At 63.9% G+C, this 15,990-nt stretch carries 17 protein-coding genes; 5 read left to right on the top strand and 12 right to left on the bottom strand.

What is annotated here, in order from left to right:
• Positions 1–2: 2 nt before the first annotated feature.
• On the bottom strand, positions 3–1,190 hold the full coding sequence (locus AAFP32_RS00850; RefSeq protein WP_350270218.1) for a CaiB/BaiF CoA-transferase family protein: 1,188 nt from the start codon (positions 1,188–1,190) through the stop codon (positions 3–5).
• A gap of 154 nt (positions 1,191–1,344) precedes the next feature.
• Here AAFP32_RS00850 and AAFP32_RS00845 point away from each other — a divergent pair, with 154 nt between their 5' ends.
• The 5 genes from AAFP32_RS00845 to AAFP32_RS00825 all read left to right on the top strand — a co-directional run bounded on the left by AAFP32_RS00845 (position 1,345) and on the right by AAFP32_RS00825 (position 5,471).
• Entirely contained in the window at positions 1,345–2,025 is a 681-nt protein-coding gene (locus AAFP32_RS00845; RefSeq protein WP_350270217.1) for a GntR family transcriptional regulator, read from the top strand.
• A 246-nt stretch (positions 2,026–2,271) separates the two neighbouring features.
• A complete protein-coding gene (locus AAFP32_RS00840; protein ID WP_096160024.1) occupies positions 2,272–3,315 on the top strand; it encodes a TRAP transporter substrate-binding protein in 1,044 nt (347 codons plus the stop codon).
• A 2-nt stretch (positions 3,316–3,317) separates the two neighbouring features.
• Positions 3,318–3,893 carry a TRAP transporter small permease gene (locus AAFP32_RS00835; protein ID WP_350271516.1) on the top strand — a complete coding sequence of 192 codons (576 nt, stop codon included), beginning with the start codon at positions 3,318–3,320 and terminating at the stop codon, positions 3,891–3,893.
• Positions 3,893–5,173: a TRAP transporter large permease gene (locus AAFP32_RS00830; protein WP_350270216.1), complete on the top strand. Its 1,281-nt coding sequence runs from the start codon at positions 3,893–3,895 to the stop codon at positions 5,171–5,173. The genes AAFP32_RS00835 and AAFP32_RS00830 overlap by 1 nt, the downstream gene beginning before the upstream one ends.
• Before the next feature lie 166 nt (positions 5,174–5,339).
• Positions 5,340–5,471, top strand: coding sequence for a hypothetical protein (locus AAFP32_RS00825; RefSeq protein ID WP_350270215.1), 132 nt, complete (start codon positions 5,340–5,342; stop codon positions 5,469–5,471).
• Between the two features lie 42 nt (positions 5,472–5,513).
• Here AAFP32_RS00825 and AAFP32_RS00820 read toward each other — a convergent pair whose 3' ends face one another.
• The 11 genes from AAFP32_RS00820 to AAFP32_RS00770 form a co-directional block, all read right to left on the bottom strand.
• The gene (locus tag AAFP32_RS00820; protein WP_350270214.1) at positions 5,514–6,548 is read right to left on the bottom strand and encodes a helix-turn-helix domain-containing protein; all 1,035 of its coding nucleotides are present in this window, start codon (positions 6,546–6,548) and stop codon (positions 5,514–5,516) included.
• Between the two features lie 85 nt (positions 6,549–6,633).
• Complete coding sequence (locus AAFP32_RS00815) at positions 6,634–7,815, bottom strand: serine hydrolase domain-containing protein (RefSeq protein WP_350270213.1); 1,182 nt, start codon at positions 7,813–7,815, stop codon at positions 6,634–6,636.
• 10 nt (positions 7,816–7,825) lie between these two features.
• On the bottom strand, positions 7,826–8,785 hold the full coding sequence (locus AAFP32_RS00810; RefSeq protein ID WP_350270212.1) for an alpha/beta hydrolase: 960 nt from the start codon (positions 8,783–8,785) through the stop codon (positions 7,826–7,828).
• 94 nt (positions 8,786–8,879) lie between these two features.
• Positions 8,880–9,281, bottom strand: a complete 402-nt coding sequence (locus AAFP32_RS00805; RefSeq protein WP_350270211.1) for a hypothetical protein — start codon at positions 9,279–9,281, stop codon at positions 8,880–8,882.
• A gap of 180 nt (positions 9,282–9,461) precedes the next feature.
• Entirely contained in the window at positions 9,462–9,866 is a 405-nt protein-coding gene (locus AAFP32_RS00800) for a hypothetical protein (RefSeq protein ID WP_350270210.1), read from the bottom strand.
• Positions 9,867–10,471: 605 nt separating this feature from the next.
• Positions 10,472–10,954: a carboxymuconolactone decarboxylase family protein gene (locus tag AAFP32_RS00795; protein ID WP_350270209.1), complete on the bottom strand. Its 483-nt coding sequence runs from the start codon at positions 10,952–10,954 to the stop codon at positions 10,472–10,474.
• Positions 10,951–11,325, bottom strand: a complete 375-nt coding sequence (locus AAFP32_RS00790; protein WP_350270208.1) for a GNAT family N-acetyltransferase — start codon at positions 11,323–11,325, stop codon at positions 10,951–10,953. The genes AAFP32_RS00795 and AAFP32_RS00790 overlap by 4 nt, the downstream gene beginning before the upstream one ends.
• Before the next feature lie 450 nt (positions 11,326–11,775).
• Positions 11,776–12,237, bottom strand: coding sequence for a MarR family winged helix-turn-helix transcriptional regulator (locus AAFP32_RS00785; protein ID WP_350270207.1), 462 nt, complete (start codon positions 12,235–12,237; stop codon positions 11,776–11,778).
• 303 nt (positions 12,238–12,540) lie between these two features.
• A complete protein-coding gene (locus AAFP32_RS00780; RefSeq protein WP_350270206.1) occupies positions 12,541–14,502 on the bottom strand; it encodes a TRAP transporter permease in 1,962 nt (653 codons plus the stop codon).
• A gap of 5 nt (positions 14,503–14,507) precedes the next feature.
• The gene (locus tag AAFP32_RS00775) at positions 14,508–14,942 is read right to left on the bottom strand and encodes a DUF1850 domain-containing protein (RefSeq protein WP_350270205.1); all 435 of its coding nucleotides are present in this window, start codon (positions 14,940–14,942) and stop codon (positions 14,508–14,510) included.
• A gap of 48 nt (positions 14,943–14,990) precedes the next feature.
• A complete protein-coding gene (locus tag AAFP32_RS00770; protein WP_350270204.1) occupies positions 14,991–15,986 on the bottom strand; it encodes a TAXI family TRAP transporter solute-binding subunit in 996 nt (331 codons plus the stop codon).
• Positions 15,987–15,990: the final 4 nt, after the last annotated feature.

The raw sequence follows: 15,990 nt of genomic DNA, 5'->3' as shown, positions 1-15,990 counted from the left end.
GATCAGATGGCTCCTTCACGATGGAGTTCGGCGACCTTCTCCGGGCTGATTCCGAGATCGTCGAGGATGGACTCCGTATGGTCGCCCACGTCGGGAATCGGGTCCATCCGAGGAACGACACCGGACATTTCGACCGGGGGCACGAGCATGGAGATCGGTCCGACCGGGGAGCCGACGTCCTGCCAGCGGTCACGTTCGACCAGCTGGGGGTGATCGGCGATCTCGGTCATGTCGCGTTGCCGCGAGTGTGCGACCTTCGCGGTTTCAAGGAGCTCATCGCACTGCTGACCGGTGAAGTCGGCGAAGACTTCTTCGATGATGGTCTGGAGTTCGTCCTTGTGGGCGTAGCGGTGGGCGGCCCGGTCGAAGCGTTCGTCGGTGACCATGTCGTCGCGGCCCAGGACCTGGGTGGCGAAGCTCTTCCATTCGCGTTCGTTCTGGATTGCGAGCATGATCTGGGTGCCGTCGCCGCAGGTGAAGGCACCGTAGGGGGCGATGGCCGCGTGGGAGGTTCCGGCTCGGGTGGGGCGGGTGCCGCTGCCGTGGGTGAAGTACAGGGGGTAGCCCATCCATTCGACGAGGGAGTCGAAGAGGCTGATCTGGAGGGTGGCGCCTTCGCCTGTCTTCTCCCGGTTGAACAGTGCGGCGAGGATTCCGGAATAGGTGTACATGCCGGCGGAGATGTCCGCCGTTGAGATCCCCGTCTTCGCGGGGTGATCCTCGGTCCCTGTCACGGAGACCAATCCTGCTTCGGCCTGCACAAGTGCATCGTATGCCTTGGCGTTCTTGTACGGTCCGTCTGGTCCGTATCCGGAGATCGAAGCGTAGATGAGACGTTCATTAGTCCCGCGCAGCTCATCGGCACCGAAGCCCAAGCGTTCGGCGGCCCCGGGGGCGAAGTTCTGGATGAACACGTCGGCCTCGGCGACGAGATCCTTGAGGATCGCCTTGCCCTGCGGGTGCTTGAGGTCGAGGCTCAGGCTCTCCTTGCTGCGGTTGAGCCATACGAAGTGGCTTGCCATGCCGTTGACGGTGGTGTCGTATCCGCGGGCGAAGTCCCCGGTTCCGGGGCGCTCGATCTTGATCACACGTGCGCCCAGGTCGGCGAGCTGCCTGGAGGCGAACGGTGCCGCCACAGCCTGCTCGCAGCTGATGACGGTGATACCGGACAACGGAAGTTCGGCGTGCACGGGGCCTCCACAACGAGATTTCATGAGCTATCCCCGACAGAATACATCATTCACCACATCATGCATTATTCACGCTGAAACCGTGCACCGGGATACACTTCACGAAGCGAAGGCAATTGACGAGGCACGACGAGCGACAACGGAAGGCTGTGGAGTGGATCAGGAATCAGCATCGACGAAGCGGGACAAGATCGTCCTGGGCCTGCGCCGGAAGATCCTCGGCCGCGAGCTCGAACGCGGTGAACGCCTGCGTCAGGACGAGGTCGCCGAATGGTTCAAGGCTTCGATCACTCCTGTCCGCGAAGCCCTGCGCATCCTCGAATCCGAAGGTCTCGTCTCCTCCGAGGCCCATCGCGGCGTGCGCGTGGCCGGCGTCGACGTCGACCGCCTCAAGTCCCTCTTCGTCACCCGCAAACTGACCGAGACCTTCGCCATCGCCCGTGCCACGACACGGATCTCCCGCCACGAACTGCGCCAAGCAGAGAAGCTCCTCGAGGCACTCGACTCCGCCAGCGAAGAAGGCGATGCCATGGGCCGCAACACCCGCAACGAGGAGTTCCACTTCTTCTTCTACGATCGGTGCGGACTCCCGGCCCTGCGCGATGACATCGCCACCCGGTGGCATGCCTTCCCCTGGGATCTCACCCTCGACAGTTCGGACCGACTCAACGAGGTCCACAGCGAACACCAGGCCATCGTCGACGCCGTGAAACGCATCGATCCGGACGCTGCGGCGAAGCACCTCGGCGATCACATCACCAACGGGTTCCTGCGCCTGGCCGAGTCCACGGCCGGTGAGCCGATCTCTGACCCCTTCGACTTCGACGCAGACTGAGCGGCCCCACTCCCCCATTCTCTGCATCCATCGGCCACGGGTTCCCACATCTCAAGAAATAATGCATTCTTCGTCAGATAATATTGGAAATCGGCTGATTCTCGTCTAAGCTCAAATGGTTTGGCTCCGAAGGTGACCCATCGCACCTCCAAAGCACGTTGCCGTGCATTGTGCAGCAGACTGCAATGTCTGCGCTCGTCACCTCGGAGACTGACATGACATTGGTCTCGATTACTGGAGCTGACGATGACGTCGATACGACGACCCAGGTGGAAACCGCTGGTTGCCTGCCTGTCGATCTGCCTGCTGGCACTGAGCGGGTGCAATCCCGCGCGCAGCGGCAAGCAGGAGAAGTTCGAACTGCGCTTCGCCCATGTGACTTCGACGAGCACGCCGAAGGGACTGGCCGCTGACTTCTTCGCAAAGCAGATCGAAGAGAAGTCCGATGGTCGCATCCAGGTCGAGGTGTTCCCGAACTCGGAACTCTACGGCGACAAGGACGAGATGCAGGCGCTGCAGTCCAATGCTGTGCAGATGCTCGCCCCGGCGAGCGCGAAGTTCACGACGATCGCGCCGAGCCTGCAGGTTCTCGACCTGCCGTTCATCTTCGATCACCCGGATGAGATCCCGGAGATCGTCAGCCCCGACACCGAGATCGGCAAGGCCATCTACGCCAACCCCGACCTCGAGGCCAATGGGCTGAAGGTCTTGGGCCTGTGGGATTCGGGAATGAAGCAGATCCATTCGAACAATGCGACGCTGAGCCCTGACGATATGAAGGGCAAGAAGTATCGCATCCAGCCTTCGGATGTGCTGCGCACTCAGTTCGAGACCTGGGGCGGAATCCCGTCGCCCCTGGCTTTCGCCGAGGTCTACAACGGGCTTCAGCAGGGACTCATCGACGGTGGTGAGAACACGTACTCGAACATCGAGTCGCAGAAGATGCACACCGTCCAGAAGTACGTCACCGAACTCAATCACGGTTACATCGGCTACATCCTCACCGTGAATAAGCGCTGGTATGACGAACTGCCCGATGATCTGCAGGCTGTCGTCGACGAATCTGCCGATGAAGCCTCCGAGTTCAACCGCAAGGAAGCACAGAAGGTCAACGCGGAATCCAAGCGGCTCATCGAGGAGTCCGGGGGCACGAAGATCGTGGTGCCCACGAAGGAGGAGCGCCAGTCATTCAAAGACATGGTCGTGCCTTCCGAGTACGAGAAGTACAGCGATGTCATCGGACCAGAGGTCGTCGACGAGCTCCTGCAGCGTGACAAGGAACGTGAGTGACGATGAAGACCTTCGACAAGTATCTGAGCCGGGTCGAGAACTTCCTGGCCGGCGCCAGTCTCATCGGCGCCACAGCACTCGCGGTCTTCGCCGTGCTCCTGCGCAACATCACAGGAGACGTGCTCTTCTGGTCCGAAGAGGCCATCATCTACCTCATCATCTGCTCGACCTTCTTCGGTGCGGTCGTGACCCTACGCCACAACGAGCACGTGGCCGTGGACATCATGCCGACGCTGCTCAAGGGCAAGAAGAAGAAGTTCTTCGTCGTCCTCGGCGGGCTGATGACCCTCATCTACGCAGGCTTCATCGCCTACCTGTCTTGGGCGCTGATCAGCGAACCCTTCTCACGCACGACGATCACACCGGCGCTCAAGCTGCCTCTGTGGGTTGTTGAACTCTCACTGGCCGTGGGCATGACGCTGTTCTTCATCCGCGCCGCCGAAATGCTCATCCGAGCGATCAACGCCCCGGCCGAAGAGCTCGACAAGGACGTGTTCGCTGAGGAAGCCGCGGCAGTCGGCATCGACGTGAACGACATCGCCATCGATGACGACGATACGAAGGAAGGGGATCGCTGATGCTCGAAGCAACATTCGTTCTCATTGCAGTCCTCATTCTGCTGCTCGTCACCTCGGCGCCCATTGCGGTGGCCTTGGGTCTGACCAGCCTCGTCTACTTCTACTACTTCACGCTCATCCCGATGACCCAGGTCTCGGAACGGCTCTTCAACGCTCTGAACTCGTTCCCGCTGATGGCGATTCCGTTCTTCATCCTCGCGGCCAACATCATGTCCCGCGGCGGAATCTCGCGGCGACTGACCGACTTCGGTGCGGCAATGGTCGGGCATCTGCGCGGGGGCATGGCGATCACCACGGTGCTTGCGTGCATGTTCTTCGCAGCGGTCTCCGGTTCATCACCTGCCACGGTCGTGGCCGTCGGTGCGCTGATGATCCCGGCCATGATGCGAAACGGCTATCCGAAGGAATTCTCCACGGGGCTCGTGGCCACCTCGGGGTCCTTGGGCATCCTCATTCCACCGTCGATCCCGCTCATCGTCTTCGGCATCGCCACCGAGCAGAACATCGGTGACCTGTTCCTCGCCGGCATTCTGCCGGGAATCCTCGCCGGAGTCATGCTGCTGGGCATGGCCGTGTTCGTGGCATGGAAGAACGGTTACGGCAACGCCGGGGAAGGCTTCCGGATGTCCAATGTGGACAAGCTCAAGGCATTCCGCGACGCGATCCTCGCCTTGGCCCTGCCGTTCCTGGTCCTGGGTGGAATCTACTCAGGCTGGTTCACCCCCACCGAGGCGGCGGCCGTCGCTGTCGCCTACTCATTGGTGGTGTCCCTGGTCATCTACCGCGAGATCAAGATCTCGCAGCTGTGGGAAGTCACGCTGTCATCGGTGAAAACCTCGGCGATGGTCATGTTCATCATCGCCAACGGCATCCTCTTCACCTTCGTCCTCGCCAGTGAGCGGATCCCGGGATCGATCTCGGAGACGATCACAGCCTGGGACCTGCAGCCGTGGCAGTTCCTCATCCTCGTCAACATCCTGCTGCTGTTCGTGGGCTGTGTGATGGAGACGTCCTCGGCGATCCTCATCCTGGCACCGATCCTGCTGCCGATCGCCATGGAGTTGGGCATCGACCCGATCCACTTCGGCATCATCGTCGTGATGAACCTGGAGATCGGCATGATCACGCCGCCGCTGGGGCTCAACCTGTTCGTCGCCTCCGGCATGTCGGGTATGAGCGTCATGCGCGTGGCGAAGGCTGCCATCCCGAGTGCGCTGGTGCTGCTGACTGCTCTGGCGCTGGTGACGTTCGTTCCGTTCTTCGCGACGGCGTTCGTGTAGGACGCACGGCCGGATTCGGCAATAGTGCCTTGACTCCCCAAGTGGGGAGTCAAGGCACTATTGCATTCGCTCCCGTGCCCTCACGCCGCAGAGCAGGAGCGAACGCCCCTTGACTTCGAGTGCACTCTCAGCCGTAGGTTGTCTTTCACGCGACACGAAACCGCCGATGCGTCTCGGCGCACTCGATCTGAGACTGGATGCCGAGGACATGGGCAGCCTCGATGCGATCCGCATCCTCGTCGAGGGGACTCGGAACATCGTGGACAACCCTCAGTGGATCAGCTCCGGTCGGGAGTGAGCACGAGGCGAGTACCGCGGGCAAGTGGCGGCCAAGAACCCCTCACCCCACGGGCCCCGGAAGTTCAAGCACTCGGGAATTGCGAAGCCGCCACCGGAGCACGCTGATGCCCAACCTGGTGCGGTTGTAGCCCGACAGCGGGTCGTAGCCGAGGCAGCGTTCGATCTGCTCGGCCCGGCTCTGCACCGTGCTGTGGTGCAGACCGAGGTCGCGGGCCGCCTGTCGGATCGTCGGTGCTTCGAGGAGCACGCGCACCGTGGACTCCGCCCACTGCGAGTCCATGATCTCGTCGATCAGCGCAGCGTCCGGATCGGTTGTGTCAGATGATTCGGCGAGCAGTTCGACGAGCCCACCGAAGTTTTCCGCCCGCACGAGCCCTTCCTCGGGCGGGCGGCTGAGCCGCAGTGCCACCACGGCTGCCCGCAGTGACCGCGGCAATTCTCCGATCGACCCGGACGGCCCCAGTCCGGCCGGTGTCACGGCGATGTCCTCGGTGTCGTCGGTCACGATGACCACCTGCAGAGTGCCATGTTCGCTGGTGATGACATCGGTGGGACCGGCGGGTCGTTTCTCGAAGACGGCGAACAGCGGGGCCGCGAGGACTCGATATCCCGAACCAGGCGTCAACCCGAGGCGAACCGCGGCAGCAATCCGGTCTTCGGGCGTCGCGGCAGGGTCGAGGGCGAGCGCCACGTCCCGCGGGGTCTCCAGCTGCTGCCGTTCGAGACCGAATCTCACGCCGATGGCCAGGCCGAATCTCTCAAGGATGAGTTCATCGTTGGGCAAGGCAACGTCCTCCCGCTCGAGCCAGACCTCGGAATCGTTCGGCAGGGACAGGGCGGCCACCTCGGCGGGTCGGTCTCCCGGAATCGAGACTCCGCCTGAATCGACCCTCAGCTGCCTGCTCCCGTCCCCACTGCGAAAGCCGACCGGGCAACCGGCCAGAGCCGCGGCCGCGGAGGCGAGGGCATGGGAATTGACCTCGCCGGCCATGAGTTCGTCGAAACAGGCGATGACGCGCAGACCCAGGCTCGCTTCGGGATCGAGCTTGGCAATCCTGCCGAGCAGCTCCTGCACGTCACCACCTCCTCGTTCGTCCGTCGATCGACGATTGGCAGTCCACGATTGTCGCCCGACGGTCGCGATTCGCCTCGGTCGCGAATCAGCCTTTCAGAGCATCGTAGACTGCCGTCTCCATCTCGAGGTACCCACCGACGGAGTCGGGGTCGGCGAAGGGGAAGATCTGTGTGGCCCAGTACCCGCCGATCTTGTTCTGTCGGTCGAACCAGTAGAAGAGGTTGGCAAGACCCGCCCATGCGGCGGCGCCGGCCGGGCGTCCGGTCGGGGCGTCCTCCTCGTTGATCATGAACGTGTATCCCCAGGTCTTCGGCATGCCGGGGAAGAACTCCGCATCGTTGGACAAGCTCGGGATGACTCCGGGCATCAGTTTCACCCGAAGATCGCCGAGGTGGTTCTGCGTGGCCAGGTCCACCGTTTCGGGGCGGAGGACGACGGTTCCGTCGTCGGCTGCTCCGTCGTTGAGCCACATCCTGATGAACTTCAGGTAGTCATCGACGGTCGAGAAGAGTCCGTGGCCGCCCATCTCCACCTGCGGATCGGGCAGCATGAAGTCGGTCGCCGCGAGTTCGCCGTCGGTGCGCTGGTGCATCGTGGCCTGCCGCTCCTGCATCGACGCGGTCGGACGGAAGGTGCTGTCGTCCATGCCCAGCGGTTCGAGGACTCGGGTGCGCATCGCCTCACCCAGAGTCTTTCCGGTGATGCCTTCGATGACCTGGCCGGCCCAATCCATGTTCGACCCGTACTCCCACTGGGTGCCGGGATCGAACAGCAGCGGAGTCTCCAACGCCTTCCTGGTGGCGGTGACGATGCTCGGCTGGCCGTGTTCGCGGGCGAGCCGTTCGTACTTCTCGTTGAAGAAGTCGTAGCCGAAGCCGGCGGTGTGCAGCAGCAGCTGTTTGGTGGTCGGTTCGCTGGCGGGTGCCCGGAGGATCGGTTCTCCGCCGTCGTCGAAACCGTCGATGACCTGCACGTCGGCCAGCCCTGGGGCATAGTCCTTCGCCGGGGCGTCGAGGTCGAGCTCTCCCGACTCCACCAGCTGCAGTGCCACGGTGCCGGTCAGGGCCTTCGTCGTGGAGAAGATCATGAACACGGAGTCCGTGGTCATCGGCTGCGAATCGTCGAGGGAGCGGACTCCTGCAGCAGTGAGACTGATGGTCTCCTTGTCGGTGGTCACTCCTGCGACGACGCCTGGGACGCCGCCGCTGTCGACGGTCTTCGTGGCCACGCGGACAACTGCGTCGTTGACAGCTGTGTTCTCAGACATGATGTTCCTTTCAGTCGGCCAGGAGCTTCTCGATCCAGGCCATTCGGGTGCTGATCATTCCTTGCGCAAGGTGTGTATGGGCGGCGAAGATATCGAAGGCGTGGAAGCCTCCGGGCCACACGTGCAGCTCCGCTTCGCTGCCGTCGTTCCAGAGGGCCGAGGCGTAGGCGACGGCTTCGTCCCGGAAGATCTCGGCCGAGCCCACGTCGATGTACGCGGGCGGCAGATCGGTGAGGTCGTTGGCACGCGATGGTGCGATGTAGGGCGAGACTGCCTCGGTGCGGTAGTCATCGCCGAGCATCGCCTGCCATCCGGTTTCGTTGCTCACCCGATCCCAGACGCCGATGCCGTCGAACTGATGGGTCGACGGTGTGATGCCTCGGTCGTCGAGCATGGGGTAGGTAAGCAGTTGGCCCTTGAGCTTCGGTCCGCGCCGGTCGCGGGCTGCCAGCGCCATGCCGGCGGCCAGTCCCCCTCCGGAGCTGGCTCCGGCGACGATGAGTCGGGCGGGGTCGACGCCGAGGGTGTCGGAGTTCTCTGCCGTCCACAGGAGCGCGGCGTACATGTCCTCACGCGCATAGGGGTCTTGGAACTCGGGCGCCAGGCGGTATTCGGGGCAGATGAGGATCGCACCGATCTTCTCGACCCAGTCGAGGTTGAGGCCGAGCGCGCTGAAGCGATCGCCGAACATCAGCCCGCCGGAGTGGGCGTAGACGATCGTCGGTCGTCGTCCGGTGTCCCCGGATCGTCTGAAGACGGAGACGGTGATGTCCTCGCCGAGGTGGCCCGGCACCTGATATTCGGAATGTTCGACCCGACGGCCGTTGAGAGTCTCCGCCAGCGGCTCCGAGGCGTACGAGACTCGCATGAAGTCGATGAGCGAAGGAGTGATGGTCGGCGGAAAGACCCCGCCGATGACGGACAGACTCGCGGCGAGCTCCGCGTCGAATCGTGACCGTCGTTGTGTCATGTCACCAAGTATGCCAACCCCGGCACCGCGGCACTACCGCCAGGCCATCGCGGTTTCGCCGCGTGGGCCCGACAGTTGTCGGGTGCGCCTCACTTCACCCGATGAACCCCATCACCGACTCTTTGACCTGGAGGATCGCCAAGAATCCGAAGAGTGCCAGGCACACCGTCAGCAGCGTGTTCGACCACCACGTGTTGCGCAGGCCGGTCGGCACGGATCCGCGGTTGAGGATGACGAGCAGGGCGAGCGCGAGCACCGGCAGGATGAACGCGCTGATCGCGGCATAGATGAGCACGAGGGTGACGGGCTTGCCGAGCCCCATGATGACCAGCGTCGCCACGGACAGGTAGACGAGCGCGCCGCGGAACTCGACCGACTTCGCCGACATGTCGAAGCGCGCCTCGTCCTGGTGCGGGTAACGCCTGAGCACTCGCAGGCAGTCGGCGGTGACGTAGGCGATGCCGGAGAATCCGCCGAGCACGCTCGTGTACACCACGGCGAGGAAGCTGAGGAGGAAGACGATCCGACACCGAAGGCAGGCTGGTCCTGCCCGGTTCGATGCAGGAGAACTGCGCAGACGTTACACGGGGCGGGCGGACCAAAGCATTGTGAATGCAGAAAATGCCCCGTGTGACCGTCCAAAGACAACCACACGGGGCAATTTGCTCCACGAGGACTACAGCCCCTCGCCTGCAATGTCCGAAAGCAACTCCACGAAGTTCTTAAACGGACCAGCAATGCGCCATTCCAGCTCATCGTCCGACAGGGCAAAGAACCCAGCCGACACCCCAACCTCAGCCCTGGTTAACACGTCGAAGTCCTCCATAGAGAGTTCGATAGAGGGCTCACGAATCAACCGCCCCCTAACCTCGGCGGGAAGAGACTCCCACTGGCGACCGACAGCATCGGGGACATTCACCCACTCGCCCGTATTTTCCAGAAACCTGACTGGGAACCCGCCGAACAAGTCAGCACCTCCACCGTCAAACAGAACAGCGGGGGAAGACGCGGTCTGTACCGCCGGGCTGTCAACTTCTACCGACTGCCGGAATGCACCTTTTGTAAGTAAATGAAATCCCATACACCCCATTGTGCCCGACCTCAACCGGCTCCCACCCCAATATGCTTAGATTCAGTCATAGAAGGATGGGGAATCGCCGGGGCAGCTGTCGCAATCCTTAGCCTAGGTGTCGCAGTCTGGGCACGTTGCGATGCTCGGCGCGCGCTCACGCAAGCCAAACGATCAGCCAACGCAGCCGAAGACGCAACCGGCATCAACAAGGCGCTATTCGAGCAGGGGAAAGTCCGTCTGGGCCTCACCCCGAACCCGCACGAATCTCACTGGCACAACCTCACCAACTACGGGACGCACACCGCATTCAGCATCTCCATCACCGCACCGGAGCTATATCTGAACCTGCCTCCACAGCTTCCCGAAACACTCTCGCCAGGAATGAGTGTGGCGCTCATCGCAGCACCCGAGTTAGACAAGACTGATCGGCGCATATTCGTTAAGTACAAGCGGAACCCAGACGGCCCGGACGAGAGCGCAGTGTTCTATATCTAGGCCAAATCTTGCTCGATCTGGTCAAGCCCGTTTTGTTTCGTCGGCGATTCACAGATCCTCAACTGAGGCCCACCGAGTCCAACCGCTCGGTCGACCACACCCAATCGGCCGGCAGACGCTCAGTCCTGCTGAGCTCCGAAGACCGGGTGGTCACTGGCGATCGAGATGCGGTTGAACGCGTTGATGAGGATGATCGACCACTCGATCGCCGAGATCTGCTCGGTTGTCAGATGCTGGGACGCGTCCGCGGCGATCTGGTCGCGATCGGCGGCCTTGTCGAGCACGGTCAGTGACTCGGCAAGGGTCAGGGCCGCGAACTCCTCATCGGTGAAGATCTCAGCCTCGTGCCAGCTGGGCAGCACGTCGAGCTTGAGCTGAGAGACTCCGGCATTCCGTGCGGCCGGAGCGTGGATGCTCAGGCAGGTGCGGCAACCGTTGATCTGCGAGACCCGTGTGTTCACGAGCTCGATGAGCCCGTCATCGAGACCTGCGGCACGTGAGGCCTTCCGCGATGCCGCGGCCGCCTGGGCCATGTTCTTGTCGTTCTCGGGGTGGATCTTGTCGATGAAGGGACGACTCGCGTTGCTCGTCGACCCGCTCACGCCTGGCTTTTCACGATGTCGATGTCGGCACCGGTGGCGTTGCGGTACTTCCCGCCCTGTGCCGCGTAGTCGTCGCCGGCCTCCTGGAGCTTCTTGACGAAGAGCGGGCAGACGGGCACGACGGTCACTCCGCGTTCGCGTGAGTCCTCGAGTGCCTCGGCGACGAGGATCTTCGATAACCCACGACCGCCGAACTGCTCGTCGACGACGGTGTGGTGGAAGATGCGTTCGGTCTCTGCGTCGGGTCCTGCCAGGAAATAAGCGTGGCCGGCGACGGTGCCGTCGGCGACGGCGATGTCATAGGACCGGGTGGCCTCGTTGCTCGACACGGTCACCTCGGCGCCGGTCTTGTCCTCGAATGTCTTCACCATGGCTATAACCCTTTCGTCGTGCTCTGCTGGTACTGGGTGGAGCGGAATTCGCGGCGGTTCTATTCCGCGGGTCCGGTCTAATCAACGGGCCCACCTTGGACCTGGGGCGGCGGATTATTCCGCAGGATGATCGTGACGTCGGGCAGCCTCGGCACGGGGAGCCTCCCCATGCCATCGGCATTGCGACCGGGCCCACCCTTGCCTACGTAGCCGTCGACGACGCCGAAGCGGTCGCCTTCGGCCTGCCATTCCTCACGGTGGGCCGCGATCTCCTCATGGGTGCGGTCGCCTCGCGGGAGGTGATGATCTCGATCGGCGAGCGTCCCTGCTGGTCACAGCTGGGGCCGGGAAGGCCCCGGCAGTGCAGACGACCTGTTCGGAACGGGCTTCGACGTCGCTCATGGCCACATGCTACCGAGGTTCGGCCGGCTGCGGGGAGGGCCCGCTCCCCTACTCGACCGGGCGGACCTTCGAGACGAGCTCGAAGATCTCGTCCGCCTCGGCATCCGTGAGCCCGGCGAATCCGGCGAGGATGATCTCCGCATTCGTCGCGGCCGCCTCGTCGCACAGCCTCTGCCCTTCTGCGGTCAGCGCCACGAGCACACCCCGCTGGTCCTCGCGGTCGGGCTCCTGCGTGACCAGGCCACGATCCTCGAGCTTGCCGAGCAGTCGACTGAGCGCGCTGCGGCTGATGACGAGGCTGCGCAGCAGATCCCGCTGCCTGACCTGAGCTGCAGGTCGGGCATTGATGAGGACGTCGAACTCGTTCACGGTCAGTCCGTGCCGGGTCCGGAACTCGTGTTCGAACCTCGTATAGAAGTCCTGATACTTCTCCATCATCAGACGCCAGGCCGCGATCTTGATCGGGCCGTTCTGCCTGATCATGCTGCTCACCGGAGTCGTCTTGTCCATCGGTCCGCCCCTGCTCGTCGATGTGTCATGCCACACTTTTGTTGCATAGTCAACAGAATAGTAGTTCAATGATATAACTGGCCCCAGATTCGGGGCCCGTCGACCACCCCTCGACGACAGTACCCGGCAGATCCCCAACGTGCCCCCGGTTGGCAGAGGTCGAGCAGAGCCGCCCCACGGCTCCGATCTCACTCCGGGGGTATCGTATTGCCGCACGCCCCGCACTTCCCACGCACCCCGCCCGGCCGGGGTCTGCTTCGATCCCCGGACGAGCGGCGCCGTGATCACCCGAACGCCGGCAGCTCAGATCTCTCGCCAGTGCAGCCGCCCCTGCCGCTTGGCCATGAACATCGCCGCACCGAGCGCCGCAAGAGCCACGGTGGCACCGACGAGGTCGAGCACATGGTTGGGCGTGACCAGACCGATCGCCCCGAGCGCCAGAACGATGCGCAGCCAGATCGGCAACGGCACGAACAGGTGCCCTTCGGCCGCAACCGCGAGCAGAGTGACCCCGATGAGCAGGATGACCGCGGCCCGGATCGTGTCCACCGCCGAGCCGTCGAGCATGAGCAGCTCGGGCTGATAGACGAAGACGAAGGGCACGATGATCCCGCCCAGGGCCAGACGCATCGCGAGGAACCCGGTGCGCATCGGAGATCCACCCGACAGGCCGGCCGCGGCGAAGGCCGCCAGGGCCACGGGCGGGGTGATATTGGCGAAGAGCCCGAAGTAGAAGACGAAGAGATGAGCGGCCAGGGGCGCCACGTCGAGCTGGACGAGGGCGGGCGCGGCCATCGTGGCGACGATGATGTAGGCCGGGATCGACGGCAGCCCCATGCCGAGGATGATGCAGGCGACTGCGGTCATCAGCAGCGTCGGCAGGAGGAACCCGCCGCCGATGGTGACGATGGTCCCGGCCAGCTTGACGCCGAACCCGGTCTGGGTGGCGACGCCGACGATGATGCCCACACAGGCACAGGCCACCGCCACGGACACCGCGGTCAGCGCCCCGTCACGCAGGGCGTGGACGATGTCGAGCAGCGACATCCGGGTGCTCTTGCGCACCATCGCCGCCGCGATCGTGACGAAGATCGTCGTCACCGCGGCGAAGAGGATCGTCGTCCCGGAGAAGAAGAGCATGTAGAGCAGGAACAGCAGCGGCAGCAGCAGGTGCCCGCGTTCCTTCATCACGTCCATGACCGCCGGCAGATTCTCCCGGCTGATGCCGCGCAGACCCTGACTCGTCGCCCGCAGGTGGACCTGGATGAGGATGCCGAGGTAGTAGAGCACGGCCGGGATGATGGCGACGAGGACGATCTGGGTGTAGGGAACCCCGAGGGTCTCGGCCATGATGAAGGCGGCAGCACCCATGATCGGCGGCATGATCTGACCACCCACCGAGGCGGCCGATTCGACGGCTCCGGCGAAGTTGCGCTGGTAGCCCACCCGCTTCATCATCGGGATCGTGAAAGCACCGGTGGTGACGACGTTGGCGATCGCCGAACCGTTGATCGACCCGAGGAACCCCGAGGCGAGCACCGCGACCTTCGCCGGACCGCCGCGCGCCTGTCCGGCCAGGGCCATGGCGATGTCGTTGAAGAACTGACCCATTCCCGACTTCTGCAGGATGGCGCCGAAGAGGATGAATAGGAAGATGTAGGTCGAGGACACGCCGATGGCCGTGGAGAAGATGCCCTCGGTGGACTCGTACATGAAGGTGACGATCCGGTCGAGGTCATAGCCGCGGTGCCGGAAGAGGCCGGGCATCGACCGTCCGTAGTAGTCGTAGACGATGAAGAGCACGGCCAGGATCGGCAGCACGAGGCCGGTGACTCGCCGGGCCGCCTCGAGGACGAGGACGAGGCAGAGGACGGAGAAGACGACGTCGATGGCCTCGAACCGGCCGCCGCTGACGGTCAGCCGATCGAAGACGAGCGCGAGGTAGACGGCGATGGCCACGGAGCCGGCGATGGCCAGCCAGTCGAACCAGGGCGGGGTCGAACGGGTCTCGCGGAGGCGGAAGCGCTGGACGGCGAAGCAGAGGACGAGGATCGCGCCGACGTGGATGCCGCGGTGGACCAGGGTCGGCGGTCCGCCGAAGAGGGCGTAGTAGATCTGGTAGAGGGAGAGCCCGACGGCGAAGACCGTCAGCGGCAGCGCCCATTTCGTCGACCAGATGTCGCGTGTGCGCGATTCGCGGTCGTACTTCTCGACCGAGTCGATCGACTCCGGGCCCGGAGCCTCGGTGGGCAGTGCGTTCGTCATGGTCTTCAGTCTCCGATCACGATCATCTCGGCGTGGACGTGGTGGCCGATGGCCTGGGTCGGCAGCAGGAGCTCGCCGTTGACGTAGATCCGGTGGTGGACGCGGTGGGAGTGGATCCACCGCACGGCTCCAAAGTGCTCGTCGAGGCCGCAGAGCCTGACCATGTCACCGTCGAGTTCGGTCTGCGGTGCCTCGAACGGGGTGCCCGCTCCCATCAGCGACAGTTCCGTGCAGCCGAGGACGAGTTCGTCGCCGACGGCCCGGTAGTACTCCCACCAGGGGGTCTTGTCGACCGAGTGCATCCACGTCATCGCCACCTCGTCGTCGCCGTCGATCGGCACCGACCGGTACACCCGGTCACCCGGCGCCTGCTGTCGGATGACCAGCCGCCTCGGCGCGGGACCGGACACCGCCGTCGGGACGGCGATGCCCAGCCCCACCGTGGTGGCGAGCGTGAGAGCCGCCCTGCGGGTCAGGCTCGTGATGGCTCAGCCCTGTTCGTCGAAGTACTTCTTCGCTCCGGGGGCGAGTTCGCTCACGGGCACGTCCTGCGCATTGTCGACGGTGATGTCCTTGGCCGCGTTGTGCGAGCTCTGGACCTTGTCGATGTTGTCGAACAGGGTCTTCGTGATGTCGTAGACGGCGTCGTCGCTGAGCGAGGGGCTGACGACCAGCAGGTTGGGAATCGTCAGGGTCTCGGCCGCCTTGCTGTCGCCGTAGGTGCCGGCCGGGATCTCGCCTTCGCCGAAGTAGTCGTGCTCGGACAGCAGCTTCTCCCGTCCGTCCCCGGTGAACGGGACGACCTTGACGTCGTCGCTGGTCGCTAAGTCGGTGACCGCGGAGTTCGGCAGACCGCTGGTGACGAATGCGGCGTCGAGCTGACCGTTGCGCATCTGGTCGATCGCCTCGGCGTAGGGCAGGTAGTCGGCGCTGAAGTCGTCGTAGCTGAGCCCGTAGGCGTCGACGACGGTGCGGGCGTTGAGTTCGACGCCGGAGTTCTGATCGCCGACGGAGACCGATTTGCCCTTGATGTCCTCGATCGAGTCGATGCCCGAGCCTTCGATGGTCACAAGCTGGACGTACTGGTCGTAGAGGTTGGCGACGACGGGCAGGGAGTCGATCTGCTTGCCGTCGAAGGCTCCCTCGCCGGCCAGGGCCTGGTCGACCGCGTCGCCCTGGGTGAAGGCGAGTTCCGCTCCCCCGTCCTGGATGAGGGTGAGGTTCTCCACCGAGGCGCCCGTCGACTGCACGGAGGTGTCGGCGCCCAGTTCGTCGGCGAGGATCTCCGACATCGTGGCTCCGACCTGGTAGTACACGCCCGAGGAGCCGCCGGTGGCGATCGTGATGAAGTCGGCGCTCTGTTCGCCTTCCTCACCACCTCCACCTCCGCCGCCTCCGCCTCCGCAGGCGGTGGCGAGCAGTGTCAGGGCCGCGATTCCGGCGGCTGCGGCGAGGGTGCGGGGTCGGCGAAGAGTGCGCCTCATTGTG

The sequence above is a fragment of the Brevibacterium sp. CBA3109 genome (assembly GCF_040256645.1).
Lineage (GTDB): Bacteria > Actinomycetota > Actinomycetes > Actinomycetales > Brevibacteriaceae > Brevibacterium > Brevibacterium koreense.
Note: the sequence above shows the minus strand (reverse complement) of the source record. Positions and strands in the feature narration are given on the sequence as shown.

What these genes read in the sequence shown, in the direction of transcription:
- AAFP32_RS00840 (WP_096160024.1), top strand. Translation starts at nt 2,272, where the DNA reads ATGACGTCGATACGACGACCCAGGTGGAAACCGCTGGTTGCCTGCCTG.
- AAFP32_RS00835 (WP_350271516.1), top strand. Translation starts at nt 3,318, where the DNA reads ATGAAGACCTTCGACAAGTATCTGAGCCGGGTCGAGAACTTCCTGGCC.
- AAFP32_RS00830 (WP_350270216.1), top strand. Translation starts at nt 3,893, where the DNA reads ATGCTCGAAGCAACATTCGTTCTCATTGCAGTCCTCATTCTGCTGCTC.
- AAFP32_RS00825 (WP_350270215.1), top strand. Translation starts at nt 5,340, where the DNA reads ATGCGTCTCGGCGCACTCGATCTGAGACTGGATGCCGAGGACATGGGC.
- AAFP32_RS00815 (WP_350270213.1), bottom strand. Translation starts at nt 7,815, where the DNA reads ATGTCTGAGAACACAGCTGTCAACGACGCAGTTGTCCGCGTGGCCACG.
- AAFP32_RS00810 (WP_350270212.1), bottom strand. Translation starts at nt 8,785, where the DNA reads ATGACACAACGACGGTCACGATTCGACGCGGAGCTCGCCGCGAGTCTG.
- AAFP32_RS00800 (WP_350270210.1), bottom strand. Translation starts at nt 9,866, where the DNA reads ATGGGATTTCATTTACTTACAAAAGGTGCATTCCGGCAGTCGGTAGAA.
- AAFP32_RS00790 (WP_350270208.1), bottom strand. Translation starts at nt 11,325, where the DNA reads ATGGTGAAGACATTCGAGGACAAGACCGGCGCCGAGGTGACCGTGTCG.
- AAFP32_RS00785 (WP_350270207.1), bottom strand. Translation starts at nt 12,237, where the DNA reads ATGGACAAGACGACTCCGGTGAGCAGCATGATCAGGCAGAACGGCCCG.
- AAFP32_RS00780 (WP_350270206.1), bottom strand. Translation starts at nt 14,502, where the DNA reads ATGACGAACGCACTGCCCACCGAGGCTCCGGGCCCGGAGTCGATCGAC.
- AAFP32_RS00770 (WP_350270204.1), bottom strand. Translation starts at nt 15,986, where the DNA reads ATGAGGCGCACTCTTCGCCGACCCCGCACCCTCGCCGCAGCCGCCGGA.